Annotated in this window: 17 protein-coding genes; 9 read left to right on the top strand and 8 right to left on the bottom strand. The window is 65.6% G+C overall.

Features of this window, described 5'->3' with window-relative positions; genetic code table 11:
• Nucleotides 1-17: 17 nt before the first annotated feature.
• Nucleotides 18-872: a helix-turn-helix domain-containing protein gene (locus tag ACZ9C1_RS05420; protein ID WP_476253704.1), complete on the bottom strand. Its 855-nt coding sequence runs from the start codon at nt 870-872 to the stop codon at nt 18-20.
• A 156-nt stretch (nt 873-1,028) separates the two neighbouring features.
• Between ACZ9C1_RS05420 and ACZ9C1_RS05415 the strand changes: the two genes are divergently transcribed.
• Complete coding sequence (locus tag ACZ9C1_RS05415) at nt 1,029-1,595, top strand: GNAT family N-acetyltransferase (protein WP_457377584.1); 567 nt, start codon at nt 1,029-1,031, stop codon at nt 1,593-1,595.
• On the opposite strand, the gene ACZ9C1_RS05410 is transcribed toward ACZ9C1_RS05415, so the two are convergent.
• The 4 genes from ACZ9C1_RS05410 to ACZ9C1_RS05395 all read right to left on the bottom strand — a co-directional run bounded on the left by ACZ9C1_RS05410 (nt 1,592) and on the right by ACZ9C1_RS05395 (nt 4,614).
• On the bottom strand, nt 1,592-2,203 hold the full coding sequence (locus ACZ9C1_RS05410; RefSeq protein ID WP_457377583.1) for a dTMP kinase: 612 nt from the start codon (nt 2,201-2,203) through the stop codon (nt 1,592-1,594). The genes ACZ9C1_RS05415 and ACZ9C1_RS05410 overlap by 4 nt on opposite strands.
• A 52-nt stretch (nt 2,204-2,255) precedes the next feature.
• A complete protein-coding gene (locus tag ACZ9C1_RS05405; protein WP_277504080.1) occupies nt 2,256-2,678 on the bottom strand; it encodes a PA0061/PA0062 family lipoprotein in 423 nt (140 codons plus the stop codon).
• A 175-nt stretch (nt 2,679-2,853) separates the two neighbouring features.
• Nucleotides 2,854-3,753, bottom strand: coding sequence for a proline iminopeptidase-family hydrolase (locus tag ACZ9C1_RS05400; RefSeq protein WP_277504079.1), 900 nt, complete (start codon nt 3,751-3,753; stop codon nt 2,854-2,856).
• Nucleotides 3,754-3,852: 99 nt separating this feature from the next.
• Nucleotides 3,853-4,614 carry a LuxR family transcriptional regulator gene (locus tag ACZ9C1_RS05395; RefSeq protein ID WP_102681950.1) on the bottom strand — a complete coding sequence of 254 codons (762 nt, stop codon included), beginning with the start codon at nt 4,612-4,614 and terminating at the stop codon, nt 3,853-3,855.
• 171 nt (nt 4,615-4,785) lie between these two features.
• On the opposite strand from ACZ9C1_RS05395, the gene ACZ9C1_RS05390 reads away from it, so the two are divergent.
• From ACZ9C1_RS05390 to ACZ9C1_RS05365, 6 genes are read left to right on the top strand one after another with little or no spacing between them, the layout of a single operon-like run.
• Nucleotides 4,786-5,676, top strand: a complete 891-nt coding sequence (locus ACZ9C1_RS05390) for a proline iminopeptidase-family hydrolase (protein WP_476253703.1) — start codon at nt 4,786-4,788, stop codon at nt 5,674-5,676.
• 3 nt (nt 5,677-5,679) lie between these two features.
• Nucleotides 5,680-6,627, top strand: a complete 948-nt coding sequence (locus tag ACZ9C1_RS05385) for an ABC transporter permease (protein ID WP_111532829.1) — start codon at nt 5,680-5,682, stop codon at nt 6,625-6,627.
• Complete coding sequence (locus tag ACZ9C1_RS05380; protein ID WP_476253702.1) at nt 6,624-7,478, top strand: ABC transporter permease; 855 nt, start codon at nt 6,624-6,626, stop codon at nt 7,476-7,478. The genes ACZ9C1_RS05385 and ACZ9C1_RS05380 overlap by 4 nt, the downstream gene beginning before the upstream one ends.
• Nucleotides 7,475-8,461 (top strand): ABC transporter ATP-binding protein, encoded by a 987-nt coding sequence (locus ACZ9C1_RS05375; protein WP_476253701.1) that lies wholly within the window; start codon nt 7,475-7,477, stop codon nt 8,459-8,461. The genes ACZ9C1_RS05380 and ACZ9C1_RS05375 overlap by 4 nt, the downstream gene beginning before the upstream one ends.
• The gene (locus ACZ9C1_RS05370) at nt 8,458-9,432 is read left to right on the top strand and encodes an ABC transporter ATP-binding protein (protein WP_277504072.1); all 975 of its coding nucleotides are present in this window, start codon (nt 8,458-8,460) and stop codon (nt 9,430-9,432) included. Before ACZ9C1_RS05375 ends, ACZ9C1_RS05370 begins: the two co-directional genes overlap by 4 nt.
• Nucleotides 9,433-9,466: 34 nt before the next feature.
• A complete protein-coding gene (locus ACZ9C1_RS05365; RefSeq protein ID WP_102681945.1) occupies nt 9,467-11,008 on the top strand; it encodes an ABC transporter substrate-binding protein in 1,542 nt (513 codons plus the stop codon).
• A 37-nt stretch (nt 11,009-11,045) separates the two neighbouring features.
• Here ACZ9C1_RS05365 and ACZ9C1_RS05360 read toward each other — a convergent pair whose 3' ends face one another.
• From ACZ9C1_RS05360 to mnxG, 3 genes are all read right to left on the bottom strand, one after another.
• Nucleotides 11,046-13,193 carry a hypothetical protein gene (locus tag ACZ9C1_RS05360; RefSeq protein WP_476253700.1) on the bottom strand — a complete coding sequence of 716 codons (2,148 nt, stop codon included), beginning with the start codon at nt 13,191-13,193 and terminating at the stop codon, nt 11,046-11,048.
• Complete coding sequence (locus tag ACZ9C1_RS05355) at nt 13,180-14,376, bottom strand: DUF3142 domain-containing protein (RefSeq protein ID WP_277504069.1); 1,197 nt, start codon at nt 14,374-14,376, stop codon at nt 13,180-13,182. Before ACZ9C1_RS05355 ends, ACZ9C1_RS05360 begins: the two co-directional genes overlap by 14 nt.
• 138 nt (nt 14,377-14,514) lie before the next feature.
• Nucleotides 14,515-20,361: a manganese-oxidizing multicopper oxidase MnxG gene (gene mnxG, locus ACZ9C1_RS05350; RefSeq protein ID WP_476253699.1), complete on the bottom strand. Its 5,847-nt coding sequence runs from the start codon at nt 20,359-20,361 to the stop codon at nt 14,515-14,517.
• Between the two features lie 748 nt (nt 20,362-21,109).
• Here mnxG and ACZ9C1_RS05345 point away from each other — a divergent pair.
• Nucleotides 21,110-22,171 (top strand): 3-deoxy-7-phosphoheptulonate synthase, encoded by a 1,062-nt coding sequence (locus tag ACZ9C1_RS05345; protein WP_476253698.1) that lies wholly within the window; start codon nt 21,110-21,112, stop codon nt 22,169-22,171.
• Nucleotides 22,172-22,250: 79 nt separating this feature from the next.
• Nucleotides 22,251-22,532, top strand: coding sequence for a peptidylprolyl isomerase (locus ACZ9C1_RS05340; protein ID WP_198754122.1), 282 nt, complete (start codon nt 22,251-22,253; stop codon nt 22,530-22,532).
• The last annotated feature ends 16 nt before the right edge of the window (nt 22,533-22,548 follow it).

Here is a 22,548-nt window from a genome sequence, read left to right as displayed (position 1 = left end):
GTTTATCGAAAAGCGGTTCACGCCTGCCCCGCTTCCTGCTGCCCTTGGAGGCGATAGCGAGAAAGCGAAACACCGGTTTGCCGCTTGAAGTAGCGGCACAGGTAGGAGGCATCGACAAAGTTCAGCTCGTCGGCGATCTGGCCGATCGCCAGATTGCTGTAGGAAAGCAGCGCCTTGATTTCCTGGGTCACCTGGCGATCTAACAGGCCTTTGGCGGTGTCGTTGAAAAACGCTTTGGTCAGCTGTGACAGGTAGAACGGCGTGATGCTCAGCGCGTCGGCATAGAACTTCACATCCCGGTGCCTGGTGCAGTGCTTGCCGATCAAGTCCCAAAATTGCCAACTGAGCATTTCCTTGCGGCTGAACGCCCTGCTGCCTTTGTATGTAGCTGGAAGCTGCTCGGCAATTTTCAGGAAAAGGTTCTGCAGTTGGTTGCGCAGCATGACGTGCCGGTAAGTCGGGCAGCACTTCACGATATCCCGCATCTGCGCCAGCCATCCTTCTATCAACGGCCTGTCGTCACTGTCCGGGACGCAATGTGGATGTTCATGCAAGAAGATGAACAGGGGGTTGGGCAGTTGGTAGGCGACCTCCGCAGCGAAACCCTTTGGCATCAGGCAAAAAAATACCTTGAATCCGCGTGAGCGACGTTTGAGCAAGGCAATGGTGTCTTCGGCCAGCAGCAGCACATCACCGCGCCGGACCACATGTTCCTTGAAGTTGAGCGTGAAGCGGGCGCTCCCGGACAGGCAGACCAGCAGCGTCAGATAGGTGTGGCCGAAGGAGAGTGGCACTCCCAGCCCTTCGGTCAGGGAGGTATCACCCATGCGCGGTGGGTCGTCAGCAGTAAAAAGTTGCGGAATATGCTGCATAGCCTCTAGATGCCAGGACCTGAAACGCGATGAATCTTATCACCCATTGGCCATCTAGTTTCGAAAAGTACCGAAATCACCGAGGTACTGATGTATACCGAACCTGTCTTCCTCCCTACCCTGTTCCCCACCTGATCAGCCAACTGAGGACATGAGATGAGCCTGGAAACAACCCGACTGCTGCTGCGCCCTTGGCGAGACACCGACGCTGCGGATCTGTACGAATTCGCCAAGGACCAGCGAGTCGGTCCCATCGCCGGTTGGCCCCGGCACACCAGTGTGGAAAACAGTGCCGAGATCATTCGCACGGTCTTCAATCACCCTGAGGTCTATGCTGTCGAGTTGAGGGAAAATCGCCGTGCGGTAGGGTGCGTCGGTATCCTTATCGGTGGCGATAGCAACTTCGAAATCAGTGCGCAGGAAGGCGAAATCGCCTACTGGATCGGAGTACCGTACTGGGGCCAGGGCCTGATTCCCGAAGCTGTGCGGGAAGTGATGCGACACGCCTTCGAAACCCTGAAGCTCAAAGCGCTGTGGTGTGGTTACTATGCCAACAACAGTCAGTCCTTTGTCGCGCAGTCGAAGTGTGGTTTCCGCCATCACCATACTGAAGAGAACAAGTACAACCCGTTCCTTGAGGACTACCGGACAGAACACATCAGCCGCATTACCTATGAGCAGTGGCTCGAGCATACGAAAGAAGGCACTTTTCGAGCAGGTTAATCAAACAGGCTACGGATCTCTGATACCAACGCCTGCGTTGCCTCTTCAAGGGTTCCTTCGTTGCGACATAAAACCCACCCTTGATCGGCAACCACTCGCTCGAACGCTTGGGTGCACGCGACATGCTCTTCCAGTGCGTGCATCACGGTACTGCTCAGGCCGCGTGACCGCGCCGCTGCTCTCCTCCACGAGACTTCAGGGTCGGTGAGAACGCCCACATGCAGGTCCGGCACCCGCACGTTGCGTTCGATGTTCAACCGCAGGATCTCGGCAAACGGCACCAGCCGGCGAAACGCCGCATCGGACGGGTACCAGCGATCGATCAGGATGATGCTGTCCGTCGGCTGCTTGGCCAGCACGTGCCGGGAAATCCAGGCACGGCTGTCCGCCAGGCGCTCACAAACCTTCATCTCCAGGTCCCGGCAGGGGTTCCTGACGAACTGGTTGACCAGAACCATGGTTTCGCCCCGGTAGGGATCGCTTTTCTTCTCGCTGATGCGGATCACCTTCCTGTTTTCCGCCCTCAGCGCTTGCGTGACGGCTTCCAGGAGCGTGGTCTTGCCGGTGCCCTTGGGGCCATCCAGGGAAATGAACAGCGAACGACTCATGCTTCACACAACGGTTGAATTCCTTCACGAACAGTCAATGAACCGGGCTCGGTCACATCAGGCAGTAGAACTCACTGACCTCTGCGACGATTTCCCGGGCGGCATTGTACAGCCTCGCCTCGGGTGTCAGGGCCATGGAGCGGGCTTCCAGGACATAGCGCTGACCAGCCTGGAAATGGGCGTATTCGAGGGTGAGGTAGCATTGGCGGACGGTGGTGCCACCCAGCATGCTCATGCCTCCTCCACCGTTCGTTTCATAGTCGAAGCGCACGATCAGTTCGTGGCTGCCGGGGCTGACCTGGAAGAAACGGCCTTCATCCAGGCGTTGCTTGTCCAGGCGTTCGGCCAGCAGGACGCGGTCATTGGGGAATGGCAGCGACAGGTCGACCCAGGCCATCTGCGGGTTGGCGGCTGGCAGCGGGGTTTGGCAGCCTGGGATGACGGTGATCAGTAACAGCAGTAGCAGCCGGCGCATGGTGAGGTTCCTTGGGGAACTGGGTTAAGGATAGCGCTGGGGCGTTGGGTTGTTAATCACCGCGTGGGAACGTGCTGGTGCTCGTCACCTGGGAGGAGATAAAACTCAGGCCCGCCAGGTTGAACCCGGACAGGCCTGAGGAAGGGAAACTGTCGGCCGGCGGCGGCCGTTGAAGCTATAGACTCTCGTCGAGGAACTTGACCACCGTGCCCATGCACGCCACCCGTTCTTCCACATGCGGCATGTGGCTGGAGTTCTCGAACAACGCCCAGCGGATACCGGGGATCAGGTCCAGGTACGGCTTGACCACCAGCGGCGTCGCCTCGTCGTAGCGCCCGGAGATCAGCAGGCTCGGCACGTTGATCCGCGGCAGGCGGTCGACGATGGTCCAGTCCTTGGTGCTGCCGATGATGTGAAATTCGTTGGGCCCGGTCATCGCGTGGTACACGGTCGGATCGGCCTCCACTTGGGCGAAGGTGCGTGCCACCTCTTCCGGCCAGGGCTTGAGCCGGCACACGTGGCGGTCGTAGAACACCTGGGTGGCGGCGATGTAGTCGGCCGCGGTGTAGTCGCCCACAGCTTCGTGGCGCAGCAGGGTTTCCTGGACGTCCTCGGGCAGTTCCTCGCGCAGGCGGTTGGCCTCGCGCACCCAGGTGCGCATGTCGGCCGGCGAGTTGGCGATCACCAGGCAGCGCAGGCCCCTGGGCTGACGCACCGCGTGTTCGCTGGCGAGCATGCCGCCCCAGGACTGGCCCAGCAGCGCGTAGCGCTCGCTGATGCCCAGGTGCTTGAGCAGGTTGTCGAGCTCATCCAGGAACAGCTTCACCGTCCAGAACGACGGCGGCATCTGCGGCAGGTGGGTCGAACGGCCGTTGCCCAGTTGGTCGTAGTGGATGACCGGGTAGCCACCAGCGGCGACATCTTTATAGGCATCGACATAGTCGTAGGTGCAGCCCGGGCCGCCGTGCAGGATGACCAGCGGGGTGCGGCCACAAGCCAGGTCGCCGGTGACGCGGTACCAGGTCTGGTAGTCGCCAAAGGGGGCAAAACCTTCACGCGATGGGGTGAGTTCCATTTCATCCGGCTCCATGTGAATCATGGAACACACGATAACCCTATGCGCAACGCGGCATAACTAGAGAGTTCGCTAGGTTTTCGGTTTTTTTTGCCCCTTTCACGGGTCGAGCAGGCGGTAATGCACCGCCCGGGCGACCGCCTGGACGCGGTTCTTGGCCCCGAGCTTGTGCATGGCCGAGGTCAGGTGCAGGGAAATTGTCGCCAGCGAGCGGTTGAGCTTGTCGGCGATCTCCCCCGCCGTCAGGCCCTCGGCGGCCCAGCGCAGGCACTCGGCCTCGCGACGGGTCAGGCGGATGGCGCGGGTGGCGGATTCCTTGGCCAACAAGGGATAGGCGGCTTCCTGCAGGGCATGGGCGATCAGGCTGAAATCGGCAAGGTGTTCCCGGGCGTCGTCCAGGTCGCGCTGGCTGGCCTGGGGGCGCAGGCCGGTCAGGGTCGCCAGGCCGCCGCGCGGCAGGTGGATGGGTACGGTTACCCCGCAGGTCAGTTGCGCATCGTGCAAGTAGCCGACCACCGGGGCATGGCGCCTGTCGATCAAGCGCTGCAGGACGGTCTCGCCCTTGGGCAGGTACGACCAGACGAAGGGGGCGATGGAGGACACGGCCACCTGCTGCACCGGGTCGATCTGGTAGAAGCCTTCGGAGCACCACAGGTCCTGCCAGTCCTTCGGGGTCTGGCGCAGCCTGACCACGGACGGGGTGATCAGCTCGCCGGTGTGGTCCAACGGTACTGGGCTGTAGTCATACACCAGGGCGTCGAAGCCCAGTTGCGCCGCCAGGTCGGCGACGCTGTCCATCTGTTCGTCCAGGCTGCTGCCTGACGCCAGACGCGAATTAAGTTCAGCCACCTTGGCCTGCATACCTGACACTCCCTGTGTTCCTTGTGGATTTCCAACTTGAAGTCCGGCACGTAGAATGCCACGGCTTGGCGCGGGACTGCCATACAAAACCTATAGGAAACACTAGCTTGTAGGCGACGAATTCTCCTGCGCTAGTTATAGCCCCAAGCCATGGCCAACAGGAGAGTAGCGATGTGGCGTGAGATGCAACCTGACCAGCGGTTCGATGTAGAGGTCGATGGCCACAACGTCGTGGTGTACAGCTTTGGCGAAGGGGACGAGGTGCTGCTGTGCCTCAATGGCGGGCCGGGGCTGCCTTGCGACTACCTGCGCGACGCCCATGCCTGGCTCAAGGACAAGGGTATCCGCGTGGTCGCCTTCGACCAGCTGGGCACCGGCGCCTCCGACCGCCCGGATGACGACAGCCTGTGGAACATCACCCGCTACGTGGCCGAAGTCGAACGCGTGCGCCAGGCCCTGGACCTGGGGCGCGTGCACATGCTTGGGCATTCCTGGGGCGGCTGGCTGGCAATCGAGTACGCCATTTATCACCCGCAGTCGCTGAAAAGTCTGATTCTCGAAAACACCGTCGGCGATATCCCGCACCTGATCACCGAGCTTGAACGCCTGCGCGGCGCGCTGGGCAGCGAGACCGTGGCGATGATGCAGCGCCACGAGGCCCTGGGCACCCTCGACCATCCCCAGTACCAGGCGGCCATCACCCTGCTCAACTACCGCCATGTCTGCCGCCTCGAGCAGTGGCCGGCGCCGATCCAGCGCTCGCTGGGCGACTGGAACATGGGCCCGTACAGCACCATGCAGGGCCCCAACGAGTTCCTTTATATCGGCAACCTCAAGGACTGGAACCGCCTCGAGCAGATGGGCGAGTTCCGCATGCCGGTGCTGATCACCACCGGCCAGCACGACGAATTGACCCCCGCCTGCGCCATGCGCATGAACCTGGCCCTGCACGGCCGCGCCGAGCTGCACGTGTTCCCTAATAGCAGCCACATGCCGTTCTACGAAGAACCCCAGGCCTATTTCCCGGTGTTGCTGGACTTCCTGCAGCGCAACCGGGGTTGATCGATGAACCTGGCACGTTACCGGTTCGTCCTTGTTCGCCCGTTGCAGTTGCTGCCGGTGCTGCTGGGCATCAGCATCATCACCTTCGTGCTGGTGCGCTCGATCCCCGGCGACCCGGCGCGGGTGCTGCTCGGCGCGCGCAGCACGCCGGACGCGATCGCGAAGATTCGCGCCCAGTTCGGCCTCGATGAGCCGATCTGGGTGCAGTACCTGTACTTCCTGAAGAACCTGCTCAACGGCGACCTGGGCAAGTCATTGCTGTACAAGGTCGATGCCCTGCCCCTGATCGCCGGGCGCATCGAGCCCACCTTGTTGCTGGTGCTGGGCAGCGTGCTGCTGGCGTTGCTGATCGCCGTGCCGCTGGCCACCCTCGCCGCCCGCCACAAGGGCGGCTGGACCGATAACCTGATCCGTCTGTTCACCACCGCCGGGCTCGGCCTGCCGGCCTTCTGGCTGGGGCTGATGCTGATCCTGCTGTTCAGCGTGCACTGGGGACTGTTCCCGGTGTCCGGCTATGGCCGCACCTGGCCAGACAAACTGCACCACCTGGTGCTGCCGTGCCTGACCATCGCCCTGGCGCTCTCGGCGGTGCTGGTGCGCAACCTGCGCGCGAGCATCCTCCTTGAGCTGCAGGCCGACCACGTCACTGCCGCACGCGCCCGCGGCCTGGGCGAAGGCGCGATTCTGCGCCGACACGTTCTGCCCAACGCCATGCTGCCCACCATCAACCTGCTGGCGGTCAACATCGGCTGGCTGATCAGCGGCACCGTGGTGATCGAGAGCCTGTTCTCGCTGCCCGGCGTCGGCCAGCTGCTGGTGCGCGGCATCTTCACCCGCGACTATATGGTGGTCCAGGGCGTGGCCATGGTACTGGCCTGCGCCACGGTGGCGGTGAACTTCATCGCCGACGTGGTGACCACCGCCCTCGACCCACGGGTGAACATCCAATGAGCCAGAGCCCCGCACTGGCGCTGCGCTGGCGCCTGGCCTGGCACTTGGGCAATGGCCGCCTGACGCTGTACTGCGGCCTGGCGATCGTCCTCGGCTGGTGCCTGCTGGCCCTGTGCGCACCGTGGATAGCACCCTTCGACCCGCTGGCACAGGATGCCGACCTGCGGCTGGCCGCGCCCAGCCTGGCCCACCCCTTCGGCACCGACAACTTTGGTCGCGACATCCTTTCGCGAGTGATCTGGGGCGCGCGCATCGACCTGCAGATGGCGCTGATCGGGGTGATCTTCCCGTTCCTGCTCGGCACCTGCATCGGCGCGGTTTCCGGCTATGTCGGCGGTTTGCTGGACAACATCTGCATGCGCCTGGTCGATATCGTCCTGGCCTTCCCGTTCCTGGTGCTGATGCTGGCGATCATGGCCATCCTCGGCCCGGGCCTGGGCAGCTTCTACATCGCCATGGCCCTGGTCGGCTGGGTGTCCTATGCGCGGTTGATCCGCTCGCAGATCCTGGTGCTCAAGCAAGGCGATTTCGCCCTGGCGGCCAGGAGCCTGGGGTTCAGCCACCGACGTGTGCTGTTCGGCCACCTGCTGCCCAACGCCCTGTTCGGTTCGGTGGTGTTCTGCATGTCGGACGCGGTGCTGGTGCTGCTCAATGGCGCGGCCGTCAGCTACCTGGGCCTTGGCGTGCAGCCGCCCACCCCGGAGTGGGGCACCATGGTGGCCGAGGGGCAGAGTTTCATCACCAGCGCCTGGTGGATCTGCACCTTCCCGGGCCTGGCGGTGGTGACCCTGGCCATGGGCTTCAGCCTGCTGGCCGACGGCGTCGCCGAGCTTCTGGGAGACCGCACATGAGCCCTGCCCTGCTTCAGGTTCGCGAACTGAGCGTCATCGCCCGCGCCGGCCAACGCGATATCACCCTGGTCGATCGCCTGTCCTTCGACCTCGGCGAGGGCGAGATCCTCGGCCTGGTGGGCGAAAGCGGTTCGGGCAAGACCCTGGCCTGTCGCGGCCTGATGCGCCTGCTGCCGTCGCCCAACCTGCGCCTCGAAGGCCAGGCCGTGCGCCTGGCCGGCAACGACCTGCTGCGCCTGGACGAGGCCGGCATGCGCCGTATGCGCGGTCGCGAGCTGGGCATGATCTTCCAGAACCCCAGCAGCCACCTCGACCCGCTGATGCGCATCGGCGCGCAGATCGCCGAGGGCATCCGCCTGCACCAGGGCGCCTCGCGGCGCGAAGCGCGGGCCGAGGCCATCGAGGTGCTGCGCCAGGTCGGCATCCCCGACCCGAAAACCCGCGTCGACAGCTATCCCCACGAGTTCTCCGGCGGCATGCGGCAACGGGCGATGATCGCCGTGGCCCTGGGCTGCAACCCCAAGGTGCTGATCGCCGACGAGCCGACCACGGCGCTGGACGTCACCGTGCAGGCGCAGATCCTGCGCCTGCTGCTGGAGCTGCGCGACCGCCGCGGCCTGTCGATGATCCTGATCAGCCACGACCTGGGTGTGGTGGCGCAGACCTGCGACAGCATCGCCGTGATGTATGCCGGGCGTCTGTGTGAACATGGCGCCAAGCAGGCCCTGCTCAGCCAGCCGCGCCATCCCTACAGCGCCGGGCTGCTGGCCTGCCACCCGGCGGCGCGGCGGCACGCGGGGCTGATGAACACCATTGCCGGGCAACCGCCACTGCTCGACGCCCTGCCCGCAGGGTGCCGTTTCGAACCACGCTGCCCCCAGGCCACGCCTGACTGCCGGGCACAATTGCCGGAACTGCGCGTGATCGGCCCCGGGCATCGTCTGGCCTGCCATACCCCGCTGCTGGCCGGAGGCCTGTCATGACCACGCTGTTGCAGGTCAACAACCTGCATGTGCAGTTCCCCGCCCCGGGCGGCGGCCTGTTGAACCTGCGTCCACGCAAGGTCAACGCCGTCAACGGCGCTTCACTGAGCCTCGCCGCCGGCCAGGCCCTGGGCCTGGTGGGCGAGTCGGGCTGCGGCAAGAGCACCCTGGCCCGGGCCATCCTGCAGCTGACCCCGGCCAGCAGCGGCCAGGTGCTGTTCGACGGCAGCGACATGCGCCAGGGCAACCGCCTGGATATCGAGCGCCTGCGCCGCGAGACCGCGATGATCTTCCAGGACCCGTACAGCGCGCTCAATCCACGCCAGCGCATCGGCCAGATCCTCGCCGAGGTGCTGCAGGTACAGCGCAAGGTGCCCGCCGCGCAGATCCCCGCCCGGGTCGCCGAACTGCTCGGCCTGGTGGGCCTGCGCGCGGAGCTCGCCGAGCGCAAGCCCGGTTCGCTCAGTGGCGGCCAGTGCCAGCGGGTCGGCATCGCCCGGGCGCTGGCCGTCGAGCCCCGGCTAATCGTCGCCGACGAGTGCGTTGCCGCCCTCGATGTGTCGATCCAGGGGCAGATCATCAACCTGCTGCTGGAACTGCGCCAGCGCATGGGCCTGGCCCTGCTGTTCATCACCCACGACCTGGGTGTGGTACGCCACCTGTGCGACCGGGTGGCGGTGATGTACCTGGGGCGGATCGTCGAGGAAGGCCCGGTGGCCGAGGTCTTCGACGACCCGCGCCATCCCTACACCGCCGCGCTGGTGCAGTCCATCGCCGACATCGACCCGGCCCGGCGCCTGCCGCAACAGCCGCTGGCAGGCGAACCGCCGAGCCCGCTGCAGCCACCGTCCGGCTGCGCCTTTCACCCTCGTTGCCGCCACGCGTTGCCCGAGTGCGGCGCAGACATTCCCCCCAGCCACGCAGACGGTGGCCGCTACCATGCCTGCGTCCACCCGCGACTGCCGTGCTGACCCACCCCACATGACCATCAAACGGAGCTTGAGCATGAAACCCACCGCATTGAAGTTACTCACCGCCGCCGTGCTGGCCGCCAGCACCCTGGCCGGCGGCATGGCCCAGGCCGCCGGCGTGCTGACCATCGGCTGCCGCGAGGAGAGCACCACGTTCGACCCGATCAAGAGCGCGCAGAACCGCGACAGCTGGGTCTTCGCCAACGTCTACGACGTGCTGGTGCGCGTCGACAACAGCGGCACCAAGCTCCTGCCGGGCCTGGCCGAAAGCTGGAAGGTCTCCGACGACGGCCTGACCTACACCTTCAAGGTCCGCGACGCCAAGTTCTCCGACGGCTCGCCGCTGACTGCCAGCGATGCGGCGTTCTCCCTGCTGCGCATCCGCGACAACCCCGGCTCGCTGTGGGCCGACTCCTACAAGATCATCGACAAGGCCGAAGCGCCCGATGACCGGACCCTGGTGGTGACCCTGAAGAACAAGTCGGTGCCGTTCCTCGCGCAACTGGCCACCGCCAACGTGTCGATCCTATCGAAAAAGGCCATGGACGCCATCGGCGAAGAAGCCTATGCCCAGGAACCGGTGACCTCCGGCGCGTTCAAGGTCAAGGAATGGCTGCGCGGCGACCGTGTGATCCTGGAAAAGAACCCCTACTTCTGGGAAGCCGACAAGGTCAGCCTGGACGGCGTGGAATGGATCTCCATCCCCGATGACAACACGCGCATGCTCAAGGTCCAGGCCGGCGAGCTGGACTCGGCGATCTTCGTGCCATTCTCCCGCGTCGACGCGCTGCAGAAAGACAAGAGCCTGACCATCCACATCGACCCGTCGACCCGCGAGGACCACCTGCTCATCAACCATGAGAAAGGCCTGCTGGGCAAGGTCGAGGTCCGCGAGGCCATCGACCTGGCGATCGACAAGAAGGCGCTGGTGGAAACCGTGACCTTCGGCCATGGCGAGGCGGCCTACTCGTACATCCCCAAGGGTGCGCTGTACCACAATGCCAACAACCCGCAACGCCCGTTCGACCCGGCCAAGGCCCGTGAACTGCTGAAGAAGGCTGGTGCCGAGGGGCTCAAGGTCAACTACGTGGTCAACGCCGGCAACGAGGCCGACGAGCAGATCGCCGTGCTGGTGCAAAAGCAGCTGGCCGATGTCGGCATTACCGCCAACCTGCAGAAAGTAGACCCGACCCAGAGCTGGCAGATGCTGGTCGACGGCGACTACGACCTGTCGGTGATGTACTGGACCAACGACGTGCTCGACCCGGATCAGAAGACCACCTTCGTGCTTGGCCACGACACCAACCAGAACTACATGACCCGCTACCACAACGACAAGGTCAAGGAGCTGGTGGCCGCGGCCCGGGTGGAAACCGACCCGGTCAAGCGCAAGCAGATGTACCAGGACCTGCAGAAGCTGGCCAAGCAGGACGTGCACTGGATCGACCTGTACTACAGCCCTTACATCAATATTTCGCGCAGCAATATCCAGAATTTCCTGCAGAACCCGTTGGGCCGTTTCACGCTTGAGGAAACGGTGAAGCAGGATGCAGGGGTGAAGACTGCACAGAAGTGAAGGTCAGGGGGCGGCTGATGGCCGCCCCCTTTTCGTTTCAAACCTTGGCCTTGCGCCGCCGCAACCACAGCCAGGCAACCCCCGCCAACACCACCAACCCCACCGGTAGCACCTGCGCCTTGTACGGCCGCAATGCCGCCCGCGCGGCATCCAGCTTCTCTGTCACGTAGCGTTTGTTGGCCTGGTCGAACCGGGGCGCTTCGCACTGGTTGCCGAAATCCTCTGCCCACTGCACAAACGGCCCCTGCTGGACGTAACGCTTGTACAGCGCGCTTTCCTGTTCGGTGCCCGGCACCCAGCCCGCCGCCGTGCACAGCACCGCGGCGAAGGCCTGGCTGCTGCGCGGCAACTGGTCCGCAGCCTGGTTGGCCAGGTCGGCGGCGACATAACGATAGTGGTAGCGTTGGTCTGGTTTGGCCTCGGTCGCCAACTGGCGCTGCACCTCGCCGGCACCGATGAACGGCCCGGGCTGCAGGGTGGCACTGCCCAGGCTGAAGCTGCCGCCCAGCCAGGCATAGTCCGGCGCCATTTCGTAGCCGAGGATCTCCATGCCGGCGCCGCGTGCCAAGGTGGCCGCGGCAAACAGCGCCTCGGCGCGGCCCGTGGGCGTCCAGCGCGAGACGGCCTCCTGGCGGTGCTGGCCGTAGGCCTTGGCGTCGGCCTGCAACTGCGCCGTGGCGAAGTAACCGGGCGCCTCATCGTAACGGCCTTCGCGCAGCAGGCGGCGGCCCAGCAACTCACGCAGCTGCGTCGCCACCGGCCGCGGTGCATAGCCGCCCTCTTCCACCTTGGGCGCTGGTGGCGCCGGCACATGGGCGTCGACATAGCCCTTGAGCTCGTCCAGGGTCAGCACGCGGTCGGCCACGTTGGCCGTATCCTGCCAATAGATGTCCTGGCTGCGGTACAGCAAGTCGAAGGCCTGCAGGTAGTCGCCGCGCTCCAGTGCCAGTATCGCGCCCTCGCCTTCGACCCGGCAGCCGGGCTTCACGCTTTCGTAGTCCCAATCGGGCGTCTGTCTCGAGCCCCACGACTCTTCGCGGGGGAACGCGGCGGCGGCCTTGGCATAGGCAGCGGCGGCCTGGGCCTTGTCACCGTCGCGCAAGGCCAGCTTGGCGCGCAGCCACCAGGCAAGGCCGGTATCGCCAGCCTGCTGCAGATAGCTCCTGGTCGCGGCATAGTTGCCTTGCTGATAGGTCAACGCAGCCAAGCGGTCGGCGTCTTCCAGCTGGTCGCCGACACTGGCCTGCAGCAACGCGGGCAGGCGCCGGGCCTGGGTTGTCGGCTGGCCGTCGTAGTCCCAACCGACATGGCTGAGCAGATAGGCGGTGAGCAGCTTGCGTGGCATCGGTTGTGCCAACTGCGTCTTCAGCTGTTCATCCGGCAGGCTCACCAGTTCGTTGGCAAGCTGCCTGAGCGAGCTGTAGCCGCTGCCCGAGCCCAGACGGCTCTGGCTGGCATACAAGCGGATGGCGCTGTTCCAGTCGCCAGCGAGCTTGGCCAGGCGGGCCTCCTCGCCAAGGCTGGCAACCCCCAGTTCCAATGGGTCGCTGAAGCCTTCGGCGCTGAGCGCGCGGGCCTGGTGGAAAGCCTCGCGCGCCTGGGCTTGCAGGGCCTGCGGGGTCTGTTGCGGATCATCACTGGCCTCGAAGCTCCGGGCCATCAAGGCCCGCCCCAGCGAGTAGGCCGCCCAGGTGCTGCGCAGCTTGCGTTGTTCAGCTGGCAGGGCCAGCACCTTGGCGAAATAATCCGCCGCCAGGGCGTGGTCGCCTGTGTCGAAAGCCACTGCGCCGGCAATGTACAGACGCAGTTCATCCGGCAGTTCGGCGCCCTGCTCCAGCACTTGTTGCGGATCTGGCAGGGCACGCAGTTGCGCGACCTTCTCGCGCAGCGATTGCGGTAGCTCGCTTGCCTCGATACGGCTGCGCTGCTCACGGTAAGGTCGGTCGTTGTCGTCACTGTCCCAGTAAGGCGTCAGGGTCGCATCGGTGGCGGGCTTGAGGCCTGCGATCTGCTCGCCGAGGCGATTCACCTCGAAGCCGAAATTGCCCTCCGGCAACTCGGCCAGGGTGTGCGCTCGGTCGCCGAGCAACTGCATCGGGAAGTCCGGGCCACAGGCCAGCGCCGGAACGGTCGGCACGCTCAGGGACAGGTACAGCAGGTGCCGGGGCCAGTTACGGGTAGACATTCCATGCTCCTTGATCGATTCCATGGCAGCGCGCCCAGCCGAGGATGCGCCGGCCGCCAGCGGCGAGACGCGCGCTGGACTGGCGGTTGAAAGTGAGGTGTCGCGGGGATTGCTGCAAGCGGTAGCCGTTGAGCCCGTCGGCGACGTCACAGGAGGCGACGTCCAGCTCTACCCGCGCAGGCATCGGCAGGTCGAGATTGCCGACGTTGACCAGCGTGATGTCGCGCAGCCCCGCCTGCCCGGACAGCTCGACCCGCCATTGGCTGGCGAGCGCATCGCCCCGCGCCACCGCGCTCAAGGTGGTCAGGCTCCAGGCGCGGCGGTCGCCGGGCAACGGCAGGCGGAACCAGATCAGCCCGGCCAGGTGCGCAGGTGGCTGGTTGCGCAATTGTCTGCCCAGGTCCGCCAATTGCTGTGGATCGGCCAGCAGTTCGCGGCGTTCGCCACCACGATTCAACGGTGTTTCGCTTTCCACAACGGGCGCGCCACCGGCATCAGACAGCAACGCGACGCCATAGGCGGGCAAGGCCAGGTAGAACGGTTTTTCGCTGACGCGACTCCAGCGTTCGGCCCATTGCCTGGCCTGTGCCGGATCGAACAGGCCGCGACGCGGGTCGCTCACTGCGTGCACCTGCAACACACTGCTATCCACCGCCTGCAACAGCGCCGGCAGCTGCGGGCTGTCGAGCCAGGCGGGCAATGCGGTAATGCTCAGCTTCAGGCCCGGAGGCAGTTGTTCGCGCAGCTGCAGGAGAAATTCGCCATAGTCTGCAAGGCGAGCGCTGCCACTGTCATGGTCGATCTCCAACCCATCCAGGGGCACACCCACGGCCTGCCAGTCCGCCAGCAGGCGCGCCACCTGTGGGCCTGCCTCCTGCAGGTCGAGCGCCGGCAGCTGGCCGTCCAGGCGTACCACCGCGATCACCGGCCGCCCATCGGCCTTGAGCCGTGGCAGGTCGACCAGCGCCCTGCTCCACCCGGCCTTGGGCTGCGCCTGCAAGGCCAGCACGCGCAAGGTCGAAAAGTCGGCGCGGCTGTCCGCCAGGGCCTGCTCGTGGGCGGGTTGCCATTGGCGTTGCCAGATATAGAGCTGCTGGTCGAGGGGCGGTGCGGGCTCAGGCCGACAGCCGGCGAGCGCAGCGAGCACGACACAGAAAAACAGCAGGGACAGGTTGGCGGGCATGCAATCCTTTGTCTGGCGCGTTGGGCTGCCGTTGGCGAGGGGGCGATATTACCTCAATCCGGCACGCTATCACGCTCCAATCCTGTCGGCAGACACCTGGCGGCCTCTCCACTTCGCGGTCAGGCCGCCAGGCCCCTTTCACTGCGCAGGCGCCACCGTCGGCGGTGGTTCGTTGGTCACCCGCAGGATCCCCCACAGCCCCGAGGCATTGCCATACGCCGCATAGTCGCGGAACAGGTAATCCCCCGGCACGGCGTTGGCGCCCCCGGCACTGGGCAGCATGAAGCTGAAGTGCGCCGCCGGCAGCACGCTTTCCTGCGCGCCCACGTACATCGCCATCGGGTTGTAGCCGTAGCGCACCGAGCCGATCCCCGGCAGGCCCATCGGGTAGCCGCTCACGTCGCTCTTCTCGGCCTGGTAGTTGTGCAGTGGCCACAGGTGCCCGTCGAGCTGGTAGGTGATGCCACGGCTACCACCGCTGGGCATCAATACGTGGCTGCGCGCCGGCTGACCGGGCTTGGCCCAGAGCACCGGGGTCTGCGGATCGCCGCCGATCAGGGCATTGCTGTAGGCCATGTGGGCATTGGGCACATCGGCGAAGCCGAAGCCATCGGCATGGCCGAACGGCGCGTCCGGCGCCAGGCCGAAGCGCAGCCACAGCGGCTCGGTCTTGTAGTTCATCGCCATGTTGCCGTTGTCCTTCGGATCGCCCGGCACGCCGTTACCCTCGGTGGCGATGCCCTCCACCGGCCGGCCATCGGCCCAGCGCATGTTCAGCGAGCGCTGCCACACGGTGACGAAGTCGCGGTAGTCGGGCTGGCCGCTGACCTTCACCGTGGCCTGGGCGCGGCTGGCGGTGTCCTCGGTCCAGGTCGCGCTTTGCGGCAGCACGCTCATGGCGCCCACCAGGCCTTTCTGCGGCTGCTTGATGACATCCGCCGGGGTCAGGTTGAGGCCGCCGAACTCGATGGCCGTGGTGTTGATGTTGTCCACGGTGCGGCCCAGTTGCAGCACCGGTTTGCCTTCACGCTCCAGGTGCCCGGCGTAGTACTGGTACACCCGGCTCGGGTAGGCGCCGCTGCTGCCAGTGCGCGGTGGCACGGTCTGCACCGGGTTGAGGCCGACGTTGACGCCATCCGACTTGGTGATGTCGTAGGCCAGCAGTTGCGCATGCAGGCCGACGTGGCTGGACGGCCGCATCAGGTTGTTGTTGAACGCCGTCGAGCCCTCGCCGCCGGCGCGGTCGCGCTTGACCACGTTCTGCATCACCGCACTGCTGGGCAGGTCCGGCATCATCAACGGCAGGCGGTTCTCCAGGGTGATGCTGATGCAGTCGCCGGCGTTGGCGCGCAGCACCAGTGGCTCAACCGGCACGCCGGCCTTGAGCTTGCCGGTGCTCGCGTCGAGGTCGGCCTTGCGCACGTAGAGCACTGCGGTCGGGTCATGCAAAGGCGAACTGTGCCCGCCGACGGTGAAGGTCGCGCCATCCTCCTCGTCGGTGACCGTGGCCATGGGGATATCGACCTTGCGGCTGTTGAACACCAGGGTGCCGCCATTGGCCTTGAGCGCGCCACCGACGTGCTGGCCGATGCCGGCCGGGTCATTGATGCTGACCCCGTGGCGGTTCTCGAGAATATCGTTGGCCAAGGCCGCGACGATCTCGTAGCTGCGCTTGACCGTCGGCCGCGTGCCGATGCCATTGGCGTTGGCCGTGGTCTTCGGGCAGATGCCGTCGAAATTGACGGTATTGCGCATGGCCACCGGCTGCGGATTGTTCGGCAGGGCGAACAGGTCGGCGCGTTGCGCGGTGTAGTTGCGCATGATGCCCCAGATGCCGTTCCAGTAGCCTTCGAGCGCTGCGTCCAGCGAGTACAGGTAGTCGCCGTTGGTGGCGGCGGAGCTGGAGATCATCGACACCGGCGCCATGAACCCGAGCTGCTCGGAGATGCCCACCATCTGCGACGACTTCCACCCCGAGTTGGAGCTGTTGCCGAAGCCTGAGCCGTTCTGCAGCCATTTCACGCCGTGCAGGGTGACGTTGTGTTCCTCCTCATGGCCACCGGCATGCATGCGCAGGCGCACGTTGTCACCGGAATAGGTGCGCAGCAGCGGTGTGAACGGGTCACCCGGCTCGCTGCCCTTGTTGACGTGCGGCGGGAACAGCGTGGTGCCGCCAGTGGGGCCGGTAGCCTGGGTGATCGCCGAGGGCGCCAGGTTCATCGCCGGGATGGCGCGGTCGGTGCGGCTCTGCATGGCGTAGGCCAGGTCGCCGCCGAGGCCGTCGGCCTGCATGCCACGCTTGCCGTCCGGGCCGACCTTGTTCGGGTCGAACACGCGCAGGGCCAGCGGTTCGTTGCGATAGTTGACGACGAACATGCCAGGGTCGTCCACCGAGATCGCCTGCGGGCACGGCCGGGTCGGGCAGCCTGGGCTCAGCCCGCCACGGGATTCGACCACCGACTCGAGCAGCGTCGAGGCCTTTTGCCGCACGGGCGGGTTGATGGCGTAGCGGAAGCTGTCGGCGGTGGCCGGATAGGCCTGCCCATCCGGTACGCCATTGGGCCCGGCGCCCACATACACGCCGGCTTCATAGGCGTGCTGGAAGTCGCTGTACTCAAGGAAGAACTCCCGGTAGCTGTCGTTCTTGCCATCGCCGTCGTGGTCGCCGGTCTGGATCACCGCCTGCCACGAGGTCGGGCCGCCATCCTGGCGGGTCGCCGGGTTGTACAGCTGTTCGCCGGTTTCGGCGTGGTACCAGGTAGAGCCTGCGGGCTCGGCCAGCACGGTCGCATACAGCCCGAGCTGTTGGTGGGTCGATGGGCCGAGATGGTCATGGGTGAAGATGGTGCCCAGGCCACGGTCGACGTTGTGCACGTTCACCAGGGGGTCGGCGAACCAGCGTTGCATCGCACTGCGCGCGCCGAGCCAGTCGGCCCGGCCAAAGCGCCCAAAGTACGGATGCTGCTTGGCTTTCGGGCAGGCGGCGGTGCCGTCGCGGGTATCGCCTTCGGTACAGTTGTTGAAGCTGCGAATGGCGTGCACGCGCTCGACCACGCTGCCGGGCGAAAGGATGCCGTCCTCGTAGTTCCAGCCGTTGGCCGAACCGTCCGCGGCGGTCAGGTCCCACTTGGGCAGGTGGATATGCTGGCCGATCACGTCGGTCGGGGTACGTACCTGGTAGTCGTCCATCTCGTAGAACGACGGGATCAGGTTGGTATGCACGTACTGGGTACAGTCGAAGGTGTTCATGCGCATCACCAAAGGCTCTGGCGGGCGCTGCTTGGTGATCACCGGCCAGGCATCCTCCCACAGGGCGAGGATGCGCGCCTGCGGGAAGTGGTAGCCGACCTTGTTGTACACCGCGTCGAACTGGATGTTGGCCGCCCTGTAGATGCGCGGGCGGTCGGCGGTGAAGGTGGACGAACCGCGGAAACTCATGCCGGTGAGGTTTTCGCCGCTGAAGAACTCGCCGACGCCCGAAGATTGGGTCAGGCGCTTGCCGCGGTCGTCCATGCACGGCTCATAGTACGGCGCGCCCGCCGTCGGCAAGGCGCCGTTGGTGCGGAAGGCCTTGGCCACCGGCGCGCTGCCGGGGATCAGGGCGAAGCTGGGATGCTCGGCCTTGGCATGGAACTGCATGGCCGCCTGTTCGACCTCGGTGCCCTCTTCGGGCAGGTAGATCGGCTTGGCCTTGTGCACCACCTTGGAGAAATCCAGCTTGGTGGTGGTGGTCACGGCGTCGCCACCGGCTGACACACCGTCGAGGGTGTGCCGGCCAAGGCCGCCATCCCAGCCATCGACCTGGTTGGGGTCGAGGTTGGCCCACAGCGCCTTGCCGCTGTCCTTGAGCTGCCGGGCCAGCGTCGGGTCAAGCATGTCCAGTGGCGGGGTTGGCGGACGCTGGCCGACGCTGCTTTCCATACCGCCGATCCAGAACGGATAGCCGGGGTTTTTCAGGCTGCCGTCGGCGTTGCGATTGGTCTCGCTGCGGTCGACCAACGCGAGGGAGCCAACCGCACGCGGCGTGGCGGGGTCGCCGGAGTGATCGCCGCCCTCCTCTTCTCCGTCATCGTCATGTTCGGCGACCAGGGTCTCGGCCAGCTTGGGCACCACCGTGACCTTGCCCGGCATCGGCGCCATGGCCTTGCCGGGTAGCGGCACGATGGCCGGGATCGGCGTGCCGGCGATGATCTCGCCGTCGGGCAGCGCCCGGGCACCCGGGGCGGGCTTGCCATTGCGCAGGGCGAACGGCGTGGTGTGGAAGCCGTTCTCGCCCTCGCCGCTGACCGCAAGGCGCGTGCCTGGCTCGAACACATCATGTACCCGCCACATGGCCCACATGCCCTGGGCGAAGTGCGGATAGAAATGGCAATGGTAGATGGCGTCGCCCGCTACCCGGTTGCGGTTGCCGGAGCCGCCGTTGGCGATTTCGTAGGTGTAGCCCACGCCCGGGCCGATGCCTTGGGCGTCGATATAGTCGGAGTTGTCATCGTTGGGGTTGAACAGCCACTGGTGCCCGTGCAAGTGGAAGATGTGCTGCTCGTGGCCATTGTGGGTGTTGCGGAACTTGGTGAAGTCACCGATGTAGCTGTGGTGCACGTTGGCCGGTTCCGCCGGGTACAGGGCCATGGTCGCCTTGACCCCGGTGGCGCTGGCCGGCGGCGTTTCGCCCGGACGGATGTTCTCCAGCCCGACATTGGCCGGGATATCCACCAGTGTGCCGATATCACCGACAGTGTGGGCACTGAGGAAGAATTCCTCGTAGGCGCACGACAGGCAGTCGTGCATCGGCCCCACGCCAAGACGGTTGGCCACCACCTCGGCGCCCATGCCGCCGGAGCCGTAGTTGATCATGAACGAGTCGCGGGTTGGCTCCAGCACGTGGCCCATGACCGGGTCGGCCCAGTAGCCGGGGAAGGCCTGGGTGGCGGCGACCTCGTCGGCGAACTGCGAGGCGAAGTCGCGGAAGGCTTCCAGGCGATTGGGCAGCGCTGGGTTGCGCTTGCCGACGCTTTCCAGCGGATAGGTGTTGGCAGGGAAGCTGCCGTCGGGGTTGGGGCCCATGACGATGGCGTCGGTCTCGCTGCTCTGGATCTCGTTGCCGTCGACCATGGCAATGATCGGCTTGCCGGCCTTGCCCTCGGCGATCCACGGCTCGACGTTGGGGTAGCGCGCCTGATAGTCGATCACCGGCTGACCGGTGGCCGTGCGACCGGTGGTGGCCAGGCGCATCTCTTCCTCGGTCAGGGTGTTGCGGTAGGTGCGCCCAGCCTTGGGTACCACCACCACCTGGCCGAACAGGCCGTTGGCGACATTACCACCGCCGCCCTGCCCGCCAAAGGTCGCCCCCTGGCTGGTGACGGCGAAAGCGCCTTCGCGCTCTGCGTACAGGGTATAGCTGCGGGTACCGCCCGGGGCGACCAGGAAGTTGCCGTTGCGCCCGGTGTTGGCGGCGATGTCGCCGATGCTGTTGACCGCCTGCAGGCCGTTGACCTGGAAGCCCACATGGCGGTCGGTGACCTGCTCGTCAGCGACGAAGTGCTCGTTGCCCTCGTTCTCGCCCTCGGCGCCCTCTTCTTCCTCGCCTTCAACTTCGTTCTCGTCGTGATCGATGCCGTGCTTGTTGGGGTTGGCCTGGTAGGCCAGCAGGTTGCTCAGGTTGACCGTCAGGCAATCACCCGCCGCCACTCGCAGCACGATCGGCCGCGGGCGCTTGTCCGGGCGCAGGGTGACCTTGCCCGGCACCGCGGCGCCGCCCTTGCTCAGGGGCACGTGGTGCTCGTCCACCACGTCCTGGCGCAGGGCGAACATCATGCCGTTGGCGTTCTGCGCGCCGAGGCGGTTGAACATCAGGGGCTGATCCAGCGCCACCACGTTGGCCACCAGCGTGCGCTGGCACTGCACGGCGGCCTCGCTGGATACCTGCCAGCCCAGCAGGGCCAGCAGAAAGGTGGACAGGACCGGGCCTTTGCGAGGGGTCGACATGGGGCACCTCCGGGGACACAGGGATACTGCGTGGAGGTGAGCAAGTGGCGTGCCATATGATTAACTGATTAATTTCAATTAGTTAAGCCATAAAAAATGGGGCCACTGGGGAAAATCCCCGATGGGTATGCCCCGAATCCGGGGCGGCTACGCAGCCCTCAAGCCAAGCGCCGACCCTGTGGGACCTGGCTTGCCAGCGATGGGGCCAGTAGAGGTACACAATTACTGCAATAGCATTTAGTGATTGAACGCCAACGCGAAGGTGCAGTAAGCTCGGTCCCAATCACTGGAGAGCAACATGTCGAAACAAACCCGCAACCACGCCAACCACACCGGTCGCTCCGCGCACCGCGTGCTGGCCGTTGCCGGTCGTAACGCCGTTGCCAGCTTTTATTTTGGGTATTGGTTTAGCCACTAGGCGCCGATTACCCATCCGGCGCCCACCTTCGAGGGGCCGCCGAACATGAGAATACTCAAACCCCCGGTCGGCTTCCCGACCGGGGGTTTTGCTTTTCCGGGCCCACGAAACCTACCGATTACCTTGAGGACAGCGTCATGAACCACACCACCTACTACCGCACCTATGCATGGCGATTTAGCCAGTTCCGTTCGGGCCAGCCTGCCGCCTCCGTTCGGTCGATTTCCGGTGGCAATGCCGCACAGACACCCCATTTGACGATCAGTCGAACACCTCGATAGGGCCGACCGCGCGGGCCAGAACCCGCCGTCCGCCCAAGGAACAAACGCCATGCAAGCCTCGAACCTCGCCCTGCCCCTGACCCAGCCACACGCTGCCAACACCACCGTCAGCCAGCGCCTGCCCAGCCCGCACCTGCTCAAACAGCAGATGCCGCTGTCCAGCGAACTCACCCAGCAAGTCCATGCCCAGCGCCAGGCGATCCGCGCCATTCTCGAAGGCCGCGACGAACGCCTGCTGGTGGTGGTCGGCCCCTGTTCGATCCATGACCCGCGCTCTGCCCTCGAGTACGCTGACCGCCTGGCCGCGCTCAGCCGCGAGGTCGACGACAAGCTGCTGCTGGTGATGCGCGCCTACGTGGAAAAACCGCGCACCACCGTGGGCTGGAAAGGCCTGGCCTACGATCCGCACCTCGACGGCAGCGATGACATGCACGCCGGTATCGCCCTGTCCCGTGGCCTGATGCTGGGCATGCTCGAACGCGGCCTGCCGATCGCCACCGAGCTGCTGCAGCCGATGGCTGCCGGCTACTTCGACGACCTGCTGGGCTGGGCCGCCATCGGCGCGCGCACCACCGAGTCGCAGATCCACCGCGAGATGGTCAGTGGCCTGGCGCTGCCGGTCGGCTTCAAGAACGGTACCGACGGCGGTATCGGCATCGCCTGCGACGCCATGCGCAGCGCCGCCCACCCGCACCGTCACTTCGGCATGGACACGCAGGGGCATCCGGCGATCATCGAGACCCTGGGCAACCCCGACACCCACCTGGTGCTGCGCGGCGGGCACAAGGGCCCGAACTACGACGCCCAGAGCGTCGCCCTGGCGCGCCAGGGCCTGGCCAAGGCCGGCCTGGCGCCACGCATCATGGTCGACTGCAGCCACGCCAACAGCGGCAAGGATCCGGCGCGCCAGCCGGCAGTGTTCGAGGACGTGCTGGCCCAGCGCCTGGGCGGTGACCGCTCGCTGGTCGGGGTGATGCTCGAGGGCCACCTGTTCGACGGCTGCCAGGCCCTGGGCAAGGGCGCGCTGAAGTACGGCGTGTCGATCACCGATGGGTGCCTGGGGTGGGACTCGACCGAGGTACTGCTGCGCGATGCCGCCGCACGCCTGTGAGTCTCTGCGGCAAGCCTGGCGAGACAGGGCACGAGCAAGTGCGCTAGGCTTGCCTTTTCGAACCCAAGGAGCAGTACCCATGGCCCGAGCCACCGCCCGCCACATCCTGGTTGCCAGCGAAGACAAGTGCAACGAACTGAAGAAGCAGATCGAAGGCGGCGCCGACTTCGCCGAAGTCGCCAAGGCCAACTCCACCTGCCCGTCCAGCCGCCAGGGCGGTGACCTGGGCTCGTTCGGCCCGGGCCAGATGGTCAAGGAATTCGATACCGTGGTCTTCAGCGCGCCGCTAAACGTCGTCCAGGGCCCGGTGAAGACCCAGTTCGGCTACCACCTGCTGGAAGTGACCAGCCGCCAGGACTGATCCGGCATTGCCGTGG

Source organism: Pseudomonas sp. TE21435, assembly GCF_056279265.1.
The sequence above is the reverse complement of the archived record's forward strand: the minus strand, read 5'-3'. Positions and strand labels throughout refer to the sequence as shown.